Raw genomic sequence first — 17,970 nt, forward strand, 5'->3', positions numbered from 1 at the left:
AGAGACGAAAACGCCCCCCGAACACTGTTCGGGGGGCGTTTTTTAAAGCAAGGGCGGAAGGTTCAGCCCTTGCCGCCCTTCTTGCGCAACTGCTGGATGGTACGCAGCTGGGCCACGGCTTCCGCGAGTTCGGCAGCGGCACGCGTGTAGTCCATCTCCGCCGATTTCTCGTTGAAGTTCCGCAGCGCCTGCTGACGAGCCTCCTCGGCAGCGGCCTCGTCGAGATCGCTCGCCCGCGCAGCCGAATCGGCCAGCACGGTCACTACATCCGGCTGCACTTCGAGGAAGCCGCCTGACACGTAGTAGTTCTCTTCCTGCCCGCCATCGTGAATGACACGAATGGGGCCCGGCTGCAGCTCGGTCAGCAGCGGGGCGTGCCCGGGCATGATGCCCAGGTCGCCCATGATGCCCGAAGCCACGATCTGCTCGACTTCACCGGAGAAGATCGAGGCCTCGGCGCTGACGATGTTGCATGTGAAGCTTTTCGCCATAGCGAAGTCCCCCAGTGGACGGGATTACTTCTTCTGGTTGGCTTTCTCGACGGCTTCGTCGATGCTGCCCACCATGTAGAAGGCCTGCTCGGGCAGGTTGTCGTACTCGCCGTCGAGGATACCCTGGAAACCGCGAATGGTTTCCTTCAGCGGCACGTACTTGCCCGGCGCGCCGGTGAAGACTTCGGCAACGAAGAACGGCTGCGACAGGAAGCGCTGGATCTTACGCGCACGGGCCACGGTCTGCTTGTCCTCGTCGGACAGCTCGTCCATGCCCAGAATCGCGATGATATCCTTGAGTTCCTTGTAACGCTGCAACACGTTCTGCACACCACGGGCGGTGTTGTAGTGCTCCTCGCCGACGACCAGCGGATCGAGCTGGCGTGAGGTGGAGTCCAGCGGATCGATGGCCGGATAGATACCCAGCTCGGCGATCGAACGCGCCAGTACCACGGTGGCGTCCAGGTGGGCGAAGGTGGTGGCCGGCGACGGGTCGGTCAGGTCGTCCGCGGGCACGTAGACCGCCTGCACGGAAGTGATCGAGCCCACCTTGGTGGAGGTGATGCGCTCCTGCAGCACGCCCATCTCCTCGGCCAGGGTCGGCTGGTAACCCACCGCGGAGGGCATACGGCCCAGCAGGGCGGATACTTCGGTACCGGCCAGGGTGTAGCGGTAGATGTTGTCGACGAACAGCAGCACGTCGCGGCCTTCATCGCGGAACTTTTCGGCGATGGTCAGGCCGGTCAGGGCCACGCGCAGACGGTTGCCCGGCGGCTCGTTCATCTGACCGTAAACCAGCGATACCTTGTCGATAACGTTCGACTCGGTCATCTCATGGTAGAAGTCGTTACCTTCACGGGTGCGCTCGCCCACGCCGGCGAACACGGAGTAACCGCTGTGCTCGGTGGCGATGTTGCGAATCAGTTCCATCATGTTGACGGTCTTGCCCACGCCGGCGCCGCCGAACAGGCCGACCTTGCCGCCCTTGGCGAACGGGCAGACCAGATCGATCACCTTGATGCCGGTCTCGAGCAGCTCGTTGGAAGCCGCCTGATCGGCATAGGTCGGGGGCTTGCGGTGGATCGGCATGCGCTCCTGCTCACCGATGTCGCCGGCTTCGTCGATCGGCCGACCCAGCACGTCCATGATGCGACCCAGCGTCTCCTTGCCCACCGGCACGGAGATGGCGGCATCGGTGTTGATAACCTCCATTCCACGCTTGAGGCCCTCTGTGGAGCCCATGGCGATGGTGCGCACCACGCCGTCACCCAGCTGCTGCTGGGTTTCTAGCACGGTCTCGGAGTTGGCGACGTTGAGCGCGTCGTAGACCTTGGGAACCGAGTCCCGCGGGAACTCGACGTCAATCACCGCGCCGATGATTTGTACGATACGTCCGCTCATCTTGCGATCCTCTCAAATACCTGCAAATGAAACCTGTACCGGGAGTGTACAGCGGCTCTCCCCGGGCGCTATACGGCGGCGGCACCGCCGACGATCTCGGAAATCTCCTGGGTGATGGCGGCCTGACGGGCCTTGTTGTAGACCATCTCCAGATCGTCGATCAGCCCACCGGCGTTGTCGGTGGCGTTCTTCATGGCAATCATGCGGGCCGCCTGTTCGCAGGCCCCGTTCTCGACCACCGCCTGATAGACCTGGGATTCGATGAAACGAACCAGCAGGCTATCCAACAGCGCCTTGGCATCCGGCTCATACAGGTAGTCCCAGCTACCGGGACGCTTGTTGTCCTCGTCGTCCGCATCGGCTCCCATGTTCGGGTCGAGCGGTAACAGCTGGCGAACCACCGGCCTTTGCGTCATGGTGTTGACGAACTCGTTGTACACCACATAGAGGCGATCTAGATGCCCCTCGTCGTAGGCATCGAGCATCACCTTGACGCTACCGATCAGGTCCTCCATTTCCGGCTTCTCGCCCAGGCCGCTCTTGGCCGCGACCAGGTTGCCGCCGTAGTTGCGGAAAAATCCGCTGGCCTTGCTGCCCAGGGCGCAGAAGTCGAGCTCCGCTCCCTCCCGTCGCCATGCCGCGGCGCTCTTGATCACGGCCTTGAACATGTTGACGTTCAAGCCGCCACACAGGCCGCGATCGGTAGAGACCACGACGTAACCGACCCGCTTCACCTCGTCGCGCTCGACCAGATAGTCGTGCTTGTACTCAGGGTTGGCGTTGGCAATGTGGCTGGTTACGTTGCGGATCTGGCGGGCATAAGGCTGGCTGGCCTTCATCAGATCTTGCGCTTTACGCATCTTCGACGCAGCGACCATTTCCATGGCGCTGGTGATCTTCTGCGTATTCTTGATGCTCCCGATCTGGGTGCGTATCTCTTTTGCAGCTGCCATAGCGATCTACCTCGTTCGTGGCCCTCAGATGATGTCCATGGCCCGCCCGGTGGGGCGGGCCGGCGGCATTACCAGCTCTGAGTGGCCTTGAACTGCTCGAGACCCTGCTTCAACCCTTGCTGGATCTCGTCGCTGTAGTCGCCGGTCTGGTTGATCTTGTCGAGCAGGTCGCCGTGCTCGGACTTCATGTAGTCGTGCAGGGCACGCTCGAAGTCCAACACCTTGTTCACCTCGACATCATCCAGGAACCCTTCGTTGGCCGCATAGAGCGAGAGGCTCATTTCGGCCACGGAGAGCGGCGAGTACTGCTTCTGCTTCATCAGCTCGGTGACGCGCTGACCGTGCTCCAGCTGCTTGCGGGTGGCTTCGTCCAGGTCGGAAGCGAACTGGGAGAAGGCCGCCAGCTCGCGATACTGGGCGAGTGCCAGGCGCACGCCACCGCCGAGCTTCTTGATGATCTTGGTCTGAGCCGAGCCACCCACACGGGATACCGACAGACCGGCGTTGATGGCCGGACGGATACCCGCGTTGAACTGGTCGGTCTCGAGGAAGATCTGGCCGTCGGTGATCGAGATGACGTTGGTCGGAACGAACGCCGAGACGTCGCCGCCCTGGGTCTCGATCAGCGGCAGCGCGGTCAGTGAGCCGGTCTTGCCCGTGACCTCGCCGTTGGTGAATTTCTCGACGTAGTCGGCATTGACACGAGCGGCACGCTCGAGCAGGCGAGAGTGGAGATAGAAGACGTCGCCCGGGTAGGCTTCACGTCCCGGCGGACGACGCAGCAGCAGGGATACCTGACGGTAGGCCCAGGCCTGCTTGGTCAAATCGTCGTAGACGATCAAGGCGTCCTGACCGCGGTCGCGGAAGTACTCACCCATGGTGCAGCCGGCATAGGGTGCCAGGAACTGCATGGGAGCCGGGTCGGCAGCGCCGGAAGCCACGACGATGGTGTGGTCCATCGCGCCGTGCTCCTCGAGCTTGCGCACCACGTTGGCAATGGTCGATTGTTTCTGACCGATCGCCACGTAGATACAGGTGACGCCCTTGCCCTTCTGGTTGATGATCGCGTCGATGGCGATCGCCGACTTACCGATCTGGCGGTCGCCGATGATCAGTTCGCGCTGGCCACGGCCGATCGGCACCATGGCGTCGATCGCCTTGAGGCCGGTCTGGATCGGCTGGTCCACCGACTGGCGGGTGATGACGCCCGGGGCGACTTTCTCCACGGCGTCGGTCAGCTTGGCGCCGACCTCGCCCTTGCCATCGATGGGATTGCCCAGCGGATCGACCACGCGGCCGATCAGCTCGGGACCCACCGGCACCTCGAGGATGCGGCCGGTACAGCTGGCGGTCATGCCTTCTTCCAGCTGCAGGTAGTCGCCCAGCACCACGGCGCCCACGGAGTCGCGCTCGAGGTTGAGCACCATGCCGAAGATGCTGCCGGGGAATTCGATCATTTCACCGAACATCGCGTCTTCGAGGCCGTGAATACGCACGATGCCGTCGGAGACACTGACGATGGTGCCCTGGTTACGGGCTTCGGATGCGACATCAAGCTTTTCGATACGCTGCTTGATGATGTCGCTGATCTCGGAAGGATTCAGTTGCTGCATGCCATGTCCCTCAGACTCAGGCGGAAAGGGCTTCGGAGAGGCGGTTCAATCGACCGCGCACCGACCCGTCGATGACGGTATCGCCGGCGCGCAGGATGACGCCCCCGATCAGCTTCGGTTCTACCTGAGTGGTAATGGAGATTTCGCGATTCAGCCGCTTCTTGAGCGCGCCGGCGAGCTTGTTCTGCTGCGTGTCATCGAGCTCGTAAGCCGAGACCACGGTCACCTCGATGCGCTGATCGTGTTCGGCGCGCAGATACGCGAACCGCTCGGCGATCGCAGGAAGCGCCGTCAGCCGGCCCCTCTCGCCCAACATATCGAGGAAAGCCTTGGCCGAGTCGTCGAGCTTGAGCTCGGTCAGCTCGATGAGCATGGCCACCTTGCGCTCGGGTGAGAAACGCGGGCTCGACAGAAGCTTCTGCACGTCACGTACGGCAACGGCCTGACCCAGCTTGTCGAGCCATTCCGACCAGCTGTCCAGGGCCTGGTGATCGCGTGCGTACTCGAACGCCGCTCTGGCGTAGGGTCGCGCGACGGTAGACAGTTCCGCCATGGATCACCTCCTCACAGTTCGGCAGTCAGCTTGTCGAGCAGCTTGCGATGCGCCTTCTCGTCGACGGAGGCTTCCAGAACGCGTTCGGCACCGAGCACGGCAAGACTGGACACCTGGGCTCGCAGTTCATCCTTGGCACGCTGGATTTCCTGGTCGATCTCGGCACGCGCGCTGGCGACCATGCGCTCGCCCTCTGCGCGCGCCTGCTCGCGGGCTTCCTCGATCATCTGCGCCGAACGCTTGTTGGCCTGCTCGAGAATCTGCGAAGCCTGCTCCTTGCTCTCGCGCAGCGTCTGGGACGCCTGCTCCTGGGCGAGTTCGAGGTCACGTGACGCCCGGCTGGCCGCATCGAGCCCTTCGGCAATTCTCTTCTGGCGCTCGTGAAGCGCATTGCTGAGCGGCGGCCACACATACTTGATACAGAACCAGACAAAAATCGCGAAGGCGATCGTTTGTCCGATAAGCGTCATGTTGATATTCACGGGTATGTACCTCTGACAGGTTCGTGGCGACCGGAAACGAGCAAACCGAGCGCTCCAGCGCTCGGTCGCGTCATTAACCGGCGACGACGAAGATCAGGTACATCGCGATACCTACGCCGATCATCGGTACGGCGTCGAGCAGGCCGGCCATGATGAAGGTCTTGGTCTGCAGCTGATCACCCAGCTCGGGCTGACGGGCGGTGGATTCGAGCAGCTTACCGCCCAGGATGGCGAAGCCGATACCGGTGGCCAGAGCGCCCAGACCGATGATGATGGCAGCTGAAAGATAGACCATTTCCATGATGTTACTCCTGGTATTGAGTTGAGGTTACAACGGGTTAGCGAAAGAGCGCTTCAAATGTTGCTCGGTTCAGTGATGCTCGTGTGCGGCGCTGAGATAGACCACGGTGAGCATCGTGAAGATAAAGGCCTGGAGCGTGATGACCAGGATGTGAAAGATGGCCCACGGCACGTCGAGCAGCCAGATGGCCCAGAACGGCAGCAGGGCGATCAGGATGAAGATGACTTCACCGGCGAACATGTTGCCGAACAGTCGCATCGCGAGGCTGAAGGGCTTGACGACCAGCCCCACCACTTCAAGGATCAGGTTGAACGGAATCAGCAGCCAGAAGTTGAACGGCGTCAGCGAGAGTTCGCGGGCGAAGCCGCTGACGCCCTTGACCTTGACGCTGTAGTAAAGGATCAACATGAACACGCCCAGCGCCATGCCCAGGGTGGCGTTGACGTCGGTGGTGGGGACGATCTTCATGTATTCGACGCCGAGGCGGGCGAAGAACTCGGGGAAGTAGTCGATCGGAATGATCTTCAACGTGTTCATCAGCAGGATCCAGACGAACAGCGTCAACGCCAGCGGTGCGATGAGGGGGTTCTTGCCATGGAAGGCGGAGCGCACCAGGCCCTCGATGAACTCGATGACCATCTCGACGGCGTTCTGCAGCCCGCCCGGCACCCCGGTGGTGGCGATCTTGCCGGCCTTGCGGAACAGCCAGATGAACAACAGGCCCATGGCGATGGACCATCCCATGGTGTCGAGATGGATGGCCCAGAAGCCCATTTCGCGGGCCTCCTCGGCGGAGTGGGCGATCGACCAGCCGTTCTCGGGATGGCGGCCGAACGTCAGGTTCTGGAGGTGGTGCTGAATGTAGGACGTTGCCGTAACTTCGTTACCTGCTGCCATGCTGTCGTTACCTCGATTCAGAAGCCGGCCTTTCACGCTTGCGCCAGGGCACGAGCCAATGCGTGAACAGAACCGCCACGTATGCGACGAAGAAGAAAATCGGGTTTGAGGGGGGCGCTGCCACGAACACCAGAGCCAGCAGTGCAACCGTCAAACCGAACTTTCCCGCCTCGGCCCGGTACAGCGTCGAGACAAAAGCGCCTGCCCACTTGCCTCCACGAACCGAGCCGATACGCCAGGCGAAATAGAAGGAGGGTATCAGACCGGTCAGCCCTCCCAGCAGAGCCGACAGAGCGCCGCTGCCTCCCGATACCAGTGCGCCGATCCCCGTCAGGGCCGGCACCATCACTGCCTGCAGGCGAAGCAACCTGGCGACCTCGAGGCGGCCATGCCTCCTCGCAGCTTGTCTCTGCATCTGTCGACATTCCTGCCCTGCCAGGCAGGGACTGAGCGCCGTTAGGTCCGAGCGTCGCGCTCAGGCAAACAACGGCGGATTATAGGGAACCGCCCTGGCCGGTTCAACCAGACTAGGCGCTTTTGACCACGAATGACGTGGCTTTGCGACCAAAGGCGCAGACAATTGTCGACAGGACGGCCTACTAGCGAATGTGTTCGAGAATACCGTCGAGCTCATCAAGGCTCGAGTAGCGTATGGTCAACCGCCCCTTGCCGCCGCGGCCGTGCTGAATCTTGACGGGGGCACCCAATAGCTCGCCGAGGCGGGTTTCGAGCCGTGCCACGTCCGGGCTAGGGGAGCCGACGGCGCTCTTTTTCGGTTCGCCCTGGGCAAGGCGTTTCACCAGGGCCTCGGTGTCACGCACGGTGAGGTCCTTGTTGACCACTTCGTGGGCCGCGCGGCGCTGCTTGGCCCCCGAAAGGGCGAGCAAGGCGCGGGCATGTCCCATGTCCAGGTCGCCACGCTCGAGCAGGGTCTGCACCTCGGGGTCGAGTGCGAGCAGGCGCAGCAGGTTGGCCACCTGAGCCCGTGACTTGCCCACGGCATCGGCGACCTGTTGCTGAGTGAGTTCGAACTCGTCGAGCAGGCGCTTGAGCGCCATCGCCTCCTCCACCGGATTGAGGTTCTCGCGCTGGATGTTCTCGATCAGCGCCAGCGCCAGCGCCACTTCGTCGCTGACTTCGCGGATCACCGCCGGGATGGTGTCGAGTTCCGCCAGCTGGGCGGCGCGCCAGCGGCGCTCACCGGCAATGATCTCGTAGCGGGACTCGCCGATGGGCCGTACCACGATGGGCTGCATCACACCCTGGGCGCGGATCGAGTCGGCAAGCTCTTCCAGCGCTTCGGGCTGGATGTCGCGGCGGGGCTGGTACTTGCCGCGTGAGAGCTGACCCAGCGGCAGACGCTCGAGCCGCTCTTCGAAAGCGGCAGGGGCTGCTTCGCTGGGCTCGCTGCCGTCGGCGGCGGGGACCTCCACTTCGGGCAGCTCGAGCGTCTCGCGGCGACGGGCGCCGGCACCGATCAGGGCATCCAGGCCACGGCCCAGGGCGCGTTTTCGCGTCATCAGCTTCTACCTCATCACAACGAGCGGGTCACGACAGGCCGGTTCACCGACCGCACTACAGCGACAGGCGACGAATCAGTTCCTTGGCCAGCACCCGATGGGCCTGGCTGCCGCGCGAGAAGCGCGCGTACTTGGTCACCGGAAGACCGTGGCTCGGCGCCTCGGCCACCCGCACGTTGCGCGGGATGGTGGTCTTGAGCAGCGCTTCGCCGAAGTAGTCGCGCAGCTGCTTGGATACGTCTCGCGTCAGGCTGTTGCGGCCGTCGAACATGGTACGCAGGATGCCATAGATCGCCAGGTCCGGGTTCACGCTGTCCTTGATCTGTTCCACGGTATCGAGCAGTGCCGAGAGCCCTTCGAGGGCGTAGAACTCGCACTGCAGCGGGATCAGAACGCCGTTGGCGGCGGTCAGCGCATTGACGGTCAGCATGTTGAGCGAGGGCGGGCAGTCGATGAGCACCACATCGTACTCTTCGGCAACGCTGGCCAGCGCCTCGGTCAGGCTGCGCTCGCGTCCTTCCGCCCGGTCGAGGAGCTCGACCTCGGCGGCCGTCAAGTCGCCGTTGCCCGGCAGCAGCGAGTAACCGGCAGTGGGACAGTCGAGCATCACTTCGGGAGCACTCTTCTCGCCCAGCAGCAGGTCGAGCACGCTGCCCTCGAGCGAATGTTTATCGATACCGCTGCCCATGGTGGCATGGCCTTGGGGATCGAGATCGACCAGCAATACGCGGCGATCCAGCGCCGCCAGACTGGCGGCCAGATTGACGGCGGTGGTGGTCTTGCCCACGCCGCCCTTCTGATTGGTCAAGGCGATGATTTGGGTCACGGGCGAGTTCCTTGCGTCTAAGGCACGCTCAATGGCGGCCTGGGTTGGAATCAATTCGCTCGACGATCAACAACTGGCGCTCCCCCTCGGTAAACGGCACAGCGAGCAGGTGGCGTTCGCATACGGTCAACCCCGGAGTCATCGCAGCCAACTCCTCGTCGGCGGCCGGCCCCTTCATGGCCAGCCAGCGGCCCTGCTGCGCCACCAGATGCTCGGTCAGGCGCAGGAAATCCGACAGGCTGGCGAAAGCCCGCGATATCACCTGGGCGTAGCCGCCCGGCGGCGGGGCAAAGGCCTCGACCCGGGCCTGAACGGGTGTGACATTGTCGAGGCCAAGCTCCATCACCGCCTGACGCTGGAAACGAACCTTCTTGCCGTTGCTGTCGAGCAGCGTGACCGCAAGCCTCGGTTCGAGAATTGCCAGAACCAGCCCCGGCAGGCCGGGGCCCGCGCCGACATCAAGCAGCGGAGCCTGACCCACGAAGGGCAGCACGGCCGCGCTGTCGAGCAAGTGCCTGGCCACCATTTCATCCGGCGAGCGTATCGCGGTGAGGTTATAGGCGCGATTCCACTTGTGCAACAGCCCGACCAGGCGCAGCAGTCGCTCGCGCTGTCTCCCGTCGGCCTCGATCCCCAGCGTGGCGAGCCCTTCGTCCAGCCGCGCTTGCACCTGGGGCAAGACGGCATCGCTCATCCGCTGGCCACCCGGTTGTCGTCGAGCAGGCGCCGTTTCTTCAAGTGAATCAGCAATATCGAAACCGCCGCCGGCGTCACGCCGGATATCCGCGATGCCTGGGCCAGCGTCTGCGGACGCGCCTCGGCAAGCTTTTGGCGAATCTCGTGGGAAAGCCCCTCGACCTTGGCGTAGTCGAGATCCGACGGCAGAGGTGTGGCCTCATGACGCTTCAGCTTGTCGATCTCGTCCTGCTGACGGTCAATGTAGCCCTGGTACTTGGCCTGGATCTGCACCTGTTCGGCCACTGCCTCGTCGTCGACCGGCTCGCCGGCGAGAGGGGCGACGTCGGCGTAGCCGAGCTCGGGCCGCTTGAGCAGATCGAGGAGGCTGTACTCGCGTACGAGCGTCTTGCCGGTCCTGGCCTCGATGGCTTCGGCGGCAGCGCTGCCGGGCTGGATCCAGCTGGCCTTCAGTCGTGCGCTTTCACGCTCGATCGCCTCGCGCTTCGTGCTGAACACGGCCCAGCGCCGGTCATCGACAAGGCCGAGTTCGCGGCCGGCTTCGGTCAGACGCAGATCGGCATTGTCCTCGCGCAGCAGCAGGCGGTACTCGGCGCGCGAGGTAAACATGCGGTAGGGCTCCTTCGTGCCCAGCGTGATCAGATCGTCGACCAGCACCCCGAGGTACGCCTCGTCGCGCCGCGGCCACCACGCCTCGAGCCCCTTGGCGCGACGTGCGGCGTTGAGCCCGGCGAGCAACCCCTGGGCACCGGCTTCCTCGTAGCCGGTGGTGCCGTTGATCTGCCCGGCGAAAAACAGGTTGTGGATAAATTTCGTTTCGAGCGAGTGCTTCAGGTCGCGCGGATCGAAGAAATCATACTCGATGGCATAGCCGGGCCGGGTGATGTGGGCGTTTTCCAGACCCTGGATCGAACGTACCACCTGCAGTTGCACGTCGAAGGGCAGCGAGGTGGAAATGCCGTTGGGATAGAGCTCGTGGGTCTCCAGCCCCTCGGGTTCGATGAAGACCTGATGGCTCGATTTGTCAGCGAAGCGGTGCACCTTGTCTTCGATCGACGGACAGTAGCGCGGCCCGACGCCTTCGATAACGCCGGAATACATCGGTGAGCGGTCGAGATTGGCAAAGATGATCTCGTGGGTACGCTCGTTGGTGTGAGCGATATGGCAGCTCACCTGGCGCGGATGCATGTCGCGATGCCCCAGGTAGGACATCACCGGCGTCGGGCAGTCACCCGGCTGCTCCTCGAGCACCGAGAAGTCCACGCTCTTGGCATCCAGCCGCGGCGGCGTGCCGGTCTTGAGCCGGTCGACACGGAATGGCAGTGCACGCAGACGGCTCGCCAGCGCGTTCGAGGGAGGGTCGCCGGCGCGACCGCCGCGGCTCTGGTCGAGGCCGATGTGAATCACCCCACCGAGGAAGGTGCCGGTACACAGCACGACCGTTTCGGCACGGAAGCGAATGCCGGTTTCGGTGACCACGCCACGCACCGTATCACCGTCGACGATCAGGTCGCCGGCGGCCTGCTGGAACAGCGTCAGGTTGGCCTGGTTCTCCAGCATGTCGCGAATGGCGGCCTTGTAGCGTATGCGGTCGGCCTGAGCCCGGGTGGCACGTACTGCCGGCCCCTTGCGTGCATTGAGGACGCGGAACTGGATGCCGCCAAGGTCGGTTGCCAGGCCCATGGCACCGCCCAGCGCATCGATCTCCTTGACCAGATGACTCTTGCCAATGCCGCCAATAGCGGGATTGCAGGACATCTGGCCCAAGGTCTCGATGTTGTGGGTCAGCAGCAGGGTTTGGCAGCCCATCCGGGCAGAAGCCAGAGCGGCTTCGGTTCCCGCATGGCCTCCGCCGATGACGATGACGTCAAACCGGTCTGGATACTCCAAGGTGCACCTCATTGCGCTTGCGCGCAGATATTGCCAGGGACGAAAAACAGCCTGCCAGTATAAACGGCCTGTGGGTAAGCGTCAGGGGTTTTCCACATAGGCCCGTTCGCACAGCGTCTCCTTCATCTCACTTAAACAAAACAGAATGATTAAAAGAGAGAAGTTCTGTTGTGATAGTGACTACTGGTGTGGACAAATTCTGTGGATAACAGTAGCAAGCCCTTTAATACCAAAGCATTGCATTGTTGACTCATCTGCGGAGAAGAAGGTGACTAGCTGAGAGCGGGCGGTGCTGAGCCTGTGGATGAAAAGCGGCCTTTTCCACAACGCGAAAACTACACGCTTTTTCCACCGCTGCCTACCCGGCTTGTCACCGGGACTGTGAACAGCCTCGAGGGATAGGTGCAAAGCTGACAACCAGGCCGCTTCCGAGCGGAAAAGCCGCAAGGGACAATTTTTTATCCACAGGCCAAAAAAAGCCCTGTCGACGACGACAGGGCCTTGAACCGAGAGCGGGAAACGGTGTTTCAGTGCTTCAGAACCCGGGCAAGGAAGTTCTGGGTGCGCTCGTGGCGGGGCGAGTCGAACAGCACATCCGGTGCGGCCTGTTCGACAATCTCACCCTGGTGAATGAACACCACTCGATCGGCGACTTCACGGGCGAAGCCCATCTCGTGGGTGACGATCACCATGGTCATGCCCTCGCGCGCAAGTTCACGCATGGCATCGAGCACTTCGCCGATCATTTCCGGATCGAGCGCCGAGGTCGGTTCGTCGAACAGCATCAGGCGTGGTTCCATGGCCAGAGCGCGGGCCAGGGCGACGCGCTGCTGTTGACCACCCGAGAGCTGGGAGGGGTACTTGTCGGCCTGATCGGCGATACCCACGCGGTCGAGTAGCCGATTGGCGGTCTCGGTGGCATCGGCCCGGCTCCAGCCACGTACCTTCATGGGCGCCAGCGTGACGTTGTCACGCACGCTCAGATGAGGAAAGAGATTGAACTGCTGGAATACCATGCCTACTTCGGTACGAATCTTCTGCAGGGCACGGCTGCTTCTGCCGTTGGGCAGCAGCTCGTTGCCGTCGACCTCGATATGCCCCTGCTGGAACTCCTCCAGGCCATTGATGCAGCGTATCAGGGTGGATTTGCCTGAGCCGCTGGCCCCGATCACCACCACCACCTCGCCCGGTTGAATCGCAAGGTCGATGTCCTTGAGCACGTGGAGGTTGCCGAAGTGCTTGTTGACCTTCTGCATGCGCACGATGGGCGCGGCAGCGGAGGGAGAGTTGTCTCGCATCATGTCGCGCTCCTTCTATTGTCCGACCAGGCCCCTGCGCTCGAGCATGCGCAGCGCAAACGAAAGGCTCAGCGTGATCGCCAGGTAGAGCAGGGCGACCATGAGGTAGACCTCCAGGGCGTTGAAGGTCGTGGCGATATAGACCTGGCCCTGGCGGACCAGCTCGCCTACGCCGATCACCGAGAACAGCGATGTGTCCTTGATACTGATGATGCCCTGGTTGCCGAGGGGCGGGATCATGCGGCGAAGTGCCTGGGGCCAGATGATGTAACGGAACGACTGTACCCGCGACAGACCCAGCGACAGGCTGGCCTCGCGCTGGCCGCGTTCGATCGATTGCACGCCACCGCGCACGATTTCGGAGATGTAGGCCCCGGCGTTCACGGCGATGGCCGCGATACCGGCGACCAGGGCGTTGATCGGTCCGCCGAGAATCTGAGGCAGGCCGTAGAAGATGAACAGCACCTGGACCAGCACCGGGGTGCCGCGGAAAACCTCGATGTAGACGATGGCGGGTACCCGCAGCCAGACGAGGGGGCTGATGCGCAGAAGACCGAAAACGATGCCGATCAGGAAACCGATGGCCAGGCCACCGAAGGAGATCAGCAGGGTGTAGGGGATCCCTTTCAGCAGGAAGGGAATGGAGGCGAAGGCTGCCTCCCAGTCGAATTGGAAGGTGACGTCCACTAGGGCTCTCCCGTCAAGACGCGTCTCAGGGCTCAGGCGTCACAGGTATGTGACAAACAGCGGGGTCGGGTTCGATGACCCGACCCCGCCTCAGGATGTCGCCAGGCTCACTCGTCGCTGGCGCTGCCGAACCACTTTTCGTGAATTTCGTCGTAGGTGCCGTCGTCGCGCATCTCGGCCAGTGCCTCGTTGGCCGGCTCGACCCATTCGCTGCCTTTGACGAAGACGATGCCGTACTGCTGGCCTTCGTAGAGCGGGCCGACGACCTTGGCCCGACCTTCGCCGCGGGTCTGGGCGAAGTAGGCGACGTTGGGGGCATCGTAGAACACGGCGTCGGCGTTGCCGCCGAGCAGAGCCATGTACATGTCGCTGCTGCCGGGGTAGGGAGTGATTTCGGCGCTATCGCCGAGGTTTTCCTGCAAAAAATCGTAGCTGGTGGAGCCGACCTTGGTGGCGATGGTCTTGCCTTCGAGATCCTCGATCTCCTCGATGCCATCCTCATCGGCACGCACCAGGATCTGCAGGCCGCTATCGTAGTAGGGGTCCGAGAAGTCGACGATTTCCGCGCGCTCGTCGGTGATGGTGATGCCGGCGATGGCAATGTCCACATTGCCGGTCTGGACGGCGGGGATGATGCCGTTGAAGTCCATGGTTTCGAGTTCGTAGTCGAACCCGGCCCGCTCGGCGACTTCAGCGATGATGTCCATGTCGAAACCGACCATTTCGCCGGTTTCCTGATCCATCATCTCGAATGGCACGAAGCTGGGATCGGTGACCACGTCGAGCGTTTCATTGGCGACAGCCAAGCTCGACGCTCCCAGGCTGACAGTGATGCCGGTAACCAGGGTGGCCGTTTTCACTTGTTTTTTCATACGTTTCCCCATGGTGATCTGTTGTGAAATACGCCTTTAAACCATGGCGAGTTCACGGGGAAGCGTCAAGTCGAGGGTTATACCATGAAGGAGGCACCGCAGCCGCAGGTGGTCGTGGCGTTGGGGTTCTGTACCAGGAAACGGGCGCCGGCGAGTCCCTCCTCGTAGTCCACGGTGGAACCCACAAGGTACTGGTAGGAGAGTTCGTCGACGACCAGCGCCACCTCGCCGAACTCGATGAGGGTGTCGTCCTCGCCGACGGACTCGGCGAAATCGAAGCCGTACTGGAACCCCGAACAGCCACCTCCCGTCACGTAGACGCGAAGCTTGAGCTCGGGCTTGCCCTCTTCCTTGATGAGCGCGTGCAGCCGCTTCCTTGCGGCGCCGGAGAGCATCATGGGAGTGGGCGTGAAGGATTCTGCGCCGCTCATGGGCTTCCTCCCTTGAGCTGAATGAAGGGTTAACGGGGGATTATCCCTAATCCCCAGTAAAAGGGTCAACTATTACCGGGGATGGGAATCGCTTGCCTCAGGGCATCAGCGCAGGGGCGGCGAGCCCGGCATTCTCGGCGAAGCCGAACATCAGGTTGAGGTTCTGTATGGCTTGACCCGAAGCGCCCTTGACCAGATTGTCGATCACCGACAGCACTACCACGGTGTCGCCGCCCGAGGGGCGATGCACCGCAAGGCGGCAGACGTTGGCGCCCCTGACGCTGCGTGTCTCGGGATGGCTGCCGACGGGCATCACGTCGACGAAAGGCTCATCGGCGAAGCGTTCTTCGAAGCGAGCCTGAAGGTCGCCCGGATCGGCGGTCAGTCGTCCGTACAGCGTGGCATGGATGCCGCGAATCATCGGGGTGAGATGCGGCACGAAGGTCAGGCCTACCGGCCCGTTGGCGGCGTCGCCGAGGCCTTGCCGGATTTCCGGCAAATGGCGGTGGCCGGCGGCGCCATAGGCTTTCATCGATTCACTGGCCTCGGCCAGCAGCGACGGCACCTTGGCGCCGCGTCCGGCGCCGGTCACGCCGGACTTGCAGTCCGCGATGATGTGTCCGGTATCAACCAACCCGGCCTCGAGCAGGGGCAGCAAGCCCAGCTGTACCGCTGTAGGGTAGCAGCCGGGTACGGCGATCAGGCGTGCCTCACGAATACGGCTGCGATGCATCTCGGGCAGGCCGTAGACGGCTTCTTCGAGCAGTTCGGGGGCGCCATGGGGCTGCCCGTACCATTCGGCCCAGACATCGGCATCGCGCAGGCGGAAATCGGCGGAAAGGTCGATCACCCGGGTCCCCTGGGCGAGCAGTTCTCCTGCCAGGGCATGTGCGACCCCGTGCGGGGTGGCGAAGAACACCGCATCGCAGGCGCCCAGCCGGCGCGGGTCGGGCTCGCTGAAGGCAAGCGTGTCGTAGTGACCGCGGAGATTGGGATACATCTCGCACACGCGCATGCCGGCCTCGGAGCGAGAAGTGATCGCCTCGATCTCGACCTCGGGGTGCTGAGCCAGCAGCCTGAGCAGTTCGACGCCGGTATATCCGGTGCCGCCGACGATTCCGACCTTGATCACTACGCGACTCCTTCGAAGTTTGCCTGGCAGGAAGCGACCACCAACGGGACCGCTCTGTTCGGATATGATACACAAGAGAGGGGGCGGCGACCCAACCGCCTTTCGTTCGTTCCCAAAGCCAACCGTTCGCACAGGAAACTGCCGTGCCGCGCCTCTCGCTTCCCACCTTCAGCCTGGAGGGCTTTCGCCGCAAGCTGGCCAGTGTCGACGCCCTGCCTCAGCTCTGCGTGCTGGGTGTCATCTCGGGGCTTCTGACCGGCGCGGTGATGGTGGGGTTCCGGCTATTGCTCGAGCTGGGCGGCTTGGTCTTCATGCCCGCTGGCTATCACGAAGCCTTCGAAGGGCTGCCGCCACTGGTGCGCTCGAGCCTGCCGCTGATGGCCGTCACCCTGATCGGTGTGTTCCTGTGGCGCCAGCCGTCCGCCGCGCGCAAGATGGGCGTGGCCCACGTCATCGAGCGCCTTACCTATCATCAGGGCCGCTTTCCCTTGCGCAACTGGGTCAACCAGTGGTGGGTCGGGGTGGCATCGGTGCTGGGTGGGCTCTCCGCCGGCCGCGAAGGTCCGGCGATCCACCTCGGGGCGGCTGCGGCCAGCGGCCTTGGGCAACATCTGCGACTGCCCCACAACAGCCTTCGGGTCCTGGTGGCCTGCGGTACGGCAGCGGGAATCTCGGCGTCCTTCAACACGCCGATTGCCGGCGTCATCTTCGCCATGGAAGTGGTGATGATGGAGTACACAATCGCCGGCTTCATGCCGGTGATCCTGGCTTCTACCATGGGAGCGCTGATAGCCATCCTGGTATACGGCTCGGAGCCGGCGGTCCAGGTACCCAGCGTCAGCCTCGGTTCGCTGCTGAACTTGCCCTGGATCGTCGTCACGGCACTGTTTATCGGGCTGTTGGCCGGGTTGTTCATCCATGTGTCACGCAGTGAGCGCATCGGTGGCCTGCCGGTCGTGCCGCGCCTGGCACTGGTGGCACTGGGAACGGCCGCGGTGGCGTGGTGGTATCCCGACGTGCAGGGCATCGGCTATGACAGCCTGGATGCCTCGCTGGCGGGCAACTTGGCAGTGGATGTCCTGCTGGCGCTGGTCGTGGCCAAGCTGCTGCTGACGGCGGTCACCGTGGCCAGCGGCATTCCCATCGGTATCATCGGCCCGGTGCTGGTGGTCGGAGCCGCCGCCGGGGCGCTGGCCGATCTGGTGGGCGCCCGGCTATTCCCCCAGCTGGGTGTCGAACCCGGCTTCTATGCCATGCTCGGCATGGCGGCGATGATGGGCGCAGTGCTGCAGGCGCCGCTGGCGGCGCTGATGGCGCTGCTGGAACTGACCCATAACCCCAATATCATCCTGCCCGGTATGCTGGCAGTCGTGGTGTCGGGGCTCACGGCCCGCCAGTTGTGTCGTTGCGATGGCTTCTTCATCAGCGTCACCCGCCATGGCCTGCATCCCCTGCAGCAACCCTTGATGCAGGCGCTTTCGCGCGTGTCGGTGCCGGCGGTGATGGAGCGCAGCTTCGTGACCACGCCGCGCATGGTGACACGCGACCAGGCTCGTGCACTGCTCGATGCCAAGCCGGCCTGGATCTTGATCCTGCGTTCAACCGATGACAAGCCGACCCTGGCGCTCAAGGCCGCCGACCTGGCCCGGGCGCTGATCGATGAAGTCGACAGCGAGGAAGCAGCCACCGAGGAGGGCTTGATCGACCTGCTCGAGGTGCCGGGGCTGCGCCTGGAGATGGCGCCGATCCATTCCCAGGCGACCCTGTCGGAGGCCTTCGAGTGGCTCAATGACCAGGCGGTCGATGCGCTCTTCGTCGAACAGGGCCGGCGACCGAAGCACAAGCGAATTTCCGGTATCATCACCCGCGGTTCCATCGAGCGTTACTATTCGCTGAAGTGAAGAGCCGAATATGTCCAAGTCGTTGT

Annotated in this window: 19 protein-coding genes; 1 reads left to right on the forward strand and 18 read right to left on the reverse strand. The window is 63.1% G+C overall.

Annotated elements, in window-relative coordinates; translation table 11 throughout:
• Positions 1 to 62: 62 nt before the first annotated feature.
• The 18 genes from ACOJCM_RS04855 to argC form a co-directional block, all read right to left on the reverse strand.
• Positions 63 to 491: a F0F1 ATP synthase subunit epsilon gene (locus ACOJCM_RS04855; protein WP_445210933.1), complete on the reverse strand. Its 429-nt coding sequence runs from the start codon at positions 489 to 491 to the stop codon at positions 63 to 65.
• Between the two features lie 24 nt (positions 492 to 515).
• Positions 516 to 1,892, reverse strand: coding sequence for a F0F1 ATP synthase subunit beta (atpD, locus tag ACOJCM_RS04860; RefSeq protein WP_445210934.1), 1,377 nt, complete (start codon positions 1,890 to 1,892; stop codon positions 516 to 518).
• A 68-nt stretch (positions 1,893 to 1,960) separates the two neighbouring features.
• On the reverse strand, positions 1,961 to 2,845 hold the full coding sequence (atpG, locus tag ACOJCM_RS04865; protein ID WP_445210935.1) for a F0F1 ATP synthase subunit gamma: 885 nt from the start codon (positions 2,843 to 2,845) through the stop codon (positions 1,961 to 1,963).
• 68 nt (positions 2,846 to 2,913) lie between these two features.
• On the reverse strand, positions 2,914 to 4,458 hold the full coding sequence (atpA, locus tag ACOJCM_RS04870; protein WP_445210936.1) for a F0F1 ATP synthase subunit alpha: 1,545 nt from the start codon (positions 4,456 to 4,458) through the stop codon (positions 2,914 to 2,916).
• Positions 4,459 to 4,474: 16 nt separating this feature from the next.
• Positions 4,475 to 5,011 (reverse strand): F0F1 ATP synthase subunit delta, encoded by a 537-nt coding sequence (locus ACOJCM_RS04875; RefSeq protein WP_445210937.1) that lies wholly within the window; start codon positions 5,009 to 5,011, stop codon positions 4,475 to 4,477.
• A gap of 11 nt (positions 5,012 to 5,022) precedes the next feature.
• Complete coding sequence (locus ACOJCM_RS04880; protein WP_445210938.1) at positions 5,023 to 5,493, reverse strand: F0F1 ATP synthase subunit B; 471 nt, start codon at positions 5,491 to 5,493, stop codon at positions 5,023 to 5,025.
• Between the two features lie 73 nt (positions 5,494 to 5,566).
• Positions 5,567 to 5,794: a F0F1 ATP synthase subunit C gene (gene atpE / locus ACOJCM_RS04885; RefSeq protein ID WP_018918432.1), complete on the reverse strand. Its 228-nt coding sequence runs from the start codon at positions 5,792 to 5,794 to the stop codon at positions 5,567 to 5,569.
• 69 nt (positions 5,795 to 5,863) lie between these two features.
• A complete protein-coding gene (gene atpB / locus ACOJCM_RS04890; protein WP_445210939.1) occupies positions 5,864 to 6,691 on the reverse strand; it encodes a F0F1 ATP synthase subunit A in 828 nt (275 codons plus the stop codon).
• Between the two features lie 7 nt (positions 6,692 to 6,698).
• The gene (locus ACOJCM_RS04895) at positions 6,699 to 7,106 is read right to left on the reverse strand and encodes an ATP synthase subunit I (protein WP_445210940.1); all 408 of its coding nucleotides are present in this window, start codon (positions 7,104 to 7,106) and stop codon (positions 6,699 to 6,701) included.
• A gap of 184 nt (positions 7,107 to 7,290) precedes the next feature.
• On the reverse strand, positions 7,291 to 8,211 hold the full coding sequence (locus tag ACOJCM_RS04900) for a ParB/RepB/Spo0J family partition protein (RefSeq protein ID WP_445210941.1): 921 nt from the start codon (positions 8,209 to 8,211) through the stop codon (positions 7,291 to 7,293).
• A gap of 55 nt (positions 8,212 to 8,266) precedes the next feature.
• Positions 8,267 to 9,037 carry a ParA family protein gene (locus ACOJCM_RS04905; protein WP_445210942.1) on the reverse strand — a complete coding sequence of 257 codons (771 nt, stop codon included), beginning with the start codon at positions 9,035 to 9,037 and terminating at the stop codon, positions 8,267 to 8,269.
• Between the two features lie 28 nt (positions 9,038 to 9,065).
• Positions 9,066 to 9,731 (reverse strand): 16S rRNA (guanine(527)-N(7))-methyltransferase RsmG, encoded by a 666-nt coding sequence (gene rsmG / locus ACOJCM_RS04910; protein ID WP_445210943.1) that lies wholly within the window; start codon positions 9,729 to 9,731, stop codon positions 9,066 to 9,068.
• A complete protein-coding gene (mnmG, locus tag ACOJCM_RS04915) occupies positions 9,728 to 11,623 on the reverse strand; it encodes a tRNA uridine-5-carboxymethylaminomethyl(34) synthesis enzyme MnmG (RefSeq protein ID WP_445210944.1) in 1,896 nt (631 codons plus the stop codon). The genes rsmG and mnmG overlap by 4 nt, the downstream gene beginning before the upstream one ends.
• 527 nt (positions 11,624 to 12,150) lie before the next feature.
• The gene (locus ACOJCM_RS04920; protein ID WP_445210945.1) at positions 12,151 to 12,924 is read right to left on the reverse strand and encodes an amino acid ABC transporter ATP-binding protein; all 774 of its coding nucleotides are present in this window, start codon (positions 12,922 to 12,924) and stop codon (positions 12,151 to 12,153) included.
• Positions 12,925 to 12,936: 12 nt separating this feature from the next.
• On the reverse strand, positions 12,937 to 13,608 hold the full coding sequence (locus ACOJCM_RS04925) for an amino acid ABC transporter permease (RefSeq protein ID WP_445210946.1): 672 nt from the start codon (positions 13,606 to 13,608) through the stop codon (positions 12,937 to 12,939).
• Between the two features lie 107 nt (positions 13,609 to 13,715).
• Positions 13,716 to 14,480: a transporter substrate-binding domain-containing protein gene (locus ACOJCM_RS04930; RefSeq protein ID WP_445210947.1), complete on the reverse strand. Its 765-nt coding sequence runs from the start codon at positions 14,478 to 14,480 to the stop codon at positions 13,716 to 13,718.
• 77 nt (positions 14,481 to 14,557) lie between these two features.
• A complete protein-coding gene (gene erpA, locus ACOJCM_RS04935) occupies positions 14,558 to 14,911 on the reverse strand; it encodes an iron-sulfur cluster insertion protein ErpA (RefSeq protein ID WP_445210948.1) in 354 nt (117 codons plus the stop codon).
• Between the two features lie 97 nt (positions 14,912 to 15,008).
• The gene (gene argC / locus ACOJCM_RS04940; protein WP_445210949.1) at positions 15,009 to 16,043 is read right to left on the reverse strand and encodes an N-acetyl-gamma-glutamyl-phosphate reductase; all 1,035 of its coding nucleotides are present in this window, start codon (positions 16,041 to 16,043) and stop codon (positions 15,009 to 15,011) included.
• Positions 16,044 to 16,186: 143 nt separating this feature from the next.
• Between argC and ACOJCM_RS04945 the strand changes: the two genes are divergently transcribed.
• Positions 16,187 to 17,944: a chloride channel protein gene (locus ACOJCM_RS04945; protein ID WP_445210950.1), complete on the forward strand. Its 1,758-nt coding sequence runs from the start codon at positions 16,187 to 16,189 to the stop codon at positions 17,942 to 17,944.
• Positions 17,945 to 17,970 lie beyond the last annotated feature (26 nt).

It is taken from the genome of Billgrantia hypersalina, assembly GCF_052584175.1.

Coding starts and splice junctions, on each gene's coding strand:
- ACOJCM_RS04855 (WP_445210933.1), bottom strand. CDS start 491: ATGGCGAAAAGCTTCACATGCAACATCGTCAGCGCCGAGGCCTCGATC.
- atpD (WP_445210934.1), bottom strand. CDS start 1,892: ATGAGCGGACGTATCGTACAAATCATCGGCGCGGTGATTGACGTCGAG.
- atpG (WP_445210935.1), bottom strand. CDS start 2,845: ATGGCAGCTGCAAAAGAGATACGCACCCAGATCGGGAGCATCAAGAAT.
- atpA (WP_445210936.1), bottom strand. CDS start 4,458: ATGCAGCAACTGAATCCTTCCGAGATCAGCGACATCATCAAGCAGCGT.
- ACOJCM_RS04875 (WP_445210937.1), bottom strand. CDS start 5,011: ATGGCGGAACTGTCTACCGTCGCGCGACCCTACGCCAGAGCGGCGTTC.
- atpE (WP_018918432.1), bottom strand. CDS start 5,794: ATGGAAATGGTCTATCTTTCAGCTGCCATCATCATCGGTCTGGGCGCT.
- atpB (WP_445210939.1), bottom strand. CDS start 6,691: ATGGCAGCAGGTAACGAAGTTACGGCAACGTCCTACATTCAGCACCAC.
- ACOJCM_RS04895 (WP_445210940.1), bottom strand. CDS start 7,106: ATGCAGAGACAAGCTGCGAGGAGGCATGGCCGCCTCGAGGTCGCCAGG.
- ACOJCM_RS04900 (WP_445210941.1), bottom strand. CDS start 8,211: ATGACGCGAAAACGCGCCCTGGGCCGTGGCCTGGATGCCCTGATCGGT.
- rsmG (WP_445210943.1), bottom strand. CDS start 9,731: ATGAGCGATGCCGTCTTGCCCCAGGTGCAAGCGCGGCTGGACGAAGGG.
- ACOJCM_RS04920 (WP_445210945.1), bottom strand. CDS start 12,924: ATGATGCGAGACAACTCTCCCTCCGCTGCCGCGCCCATCGTGCGCATG.
- ACOJCM_RS04930 (WP_445210947.1), bottom strand. CDS start 14,480: ATGAAAAAACAAGTGAAAACGGCCACCCTGGTTACCGGCATCACTGTC.
- erpA (WP_445210948.1), bottom strand. CDS start 14,911: ATGAGCGGCGCAGAATCCTTCACGCCCACTCCCATGATGCTCTCCGGC.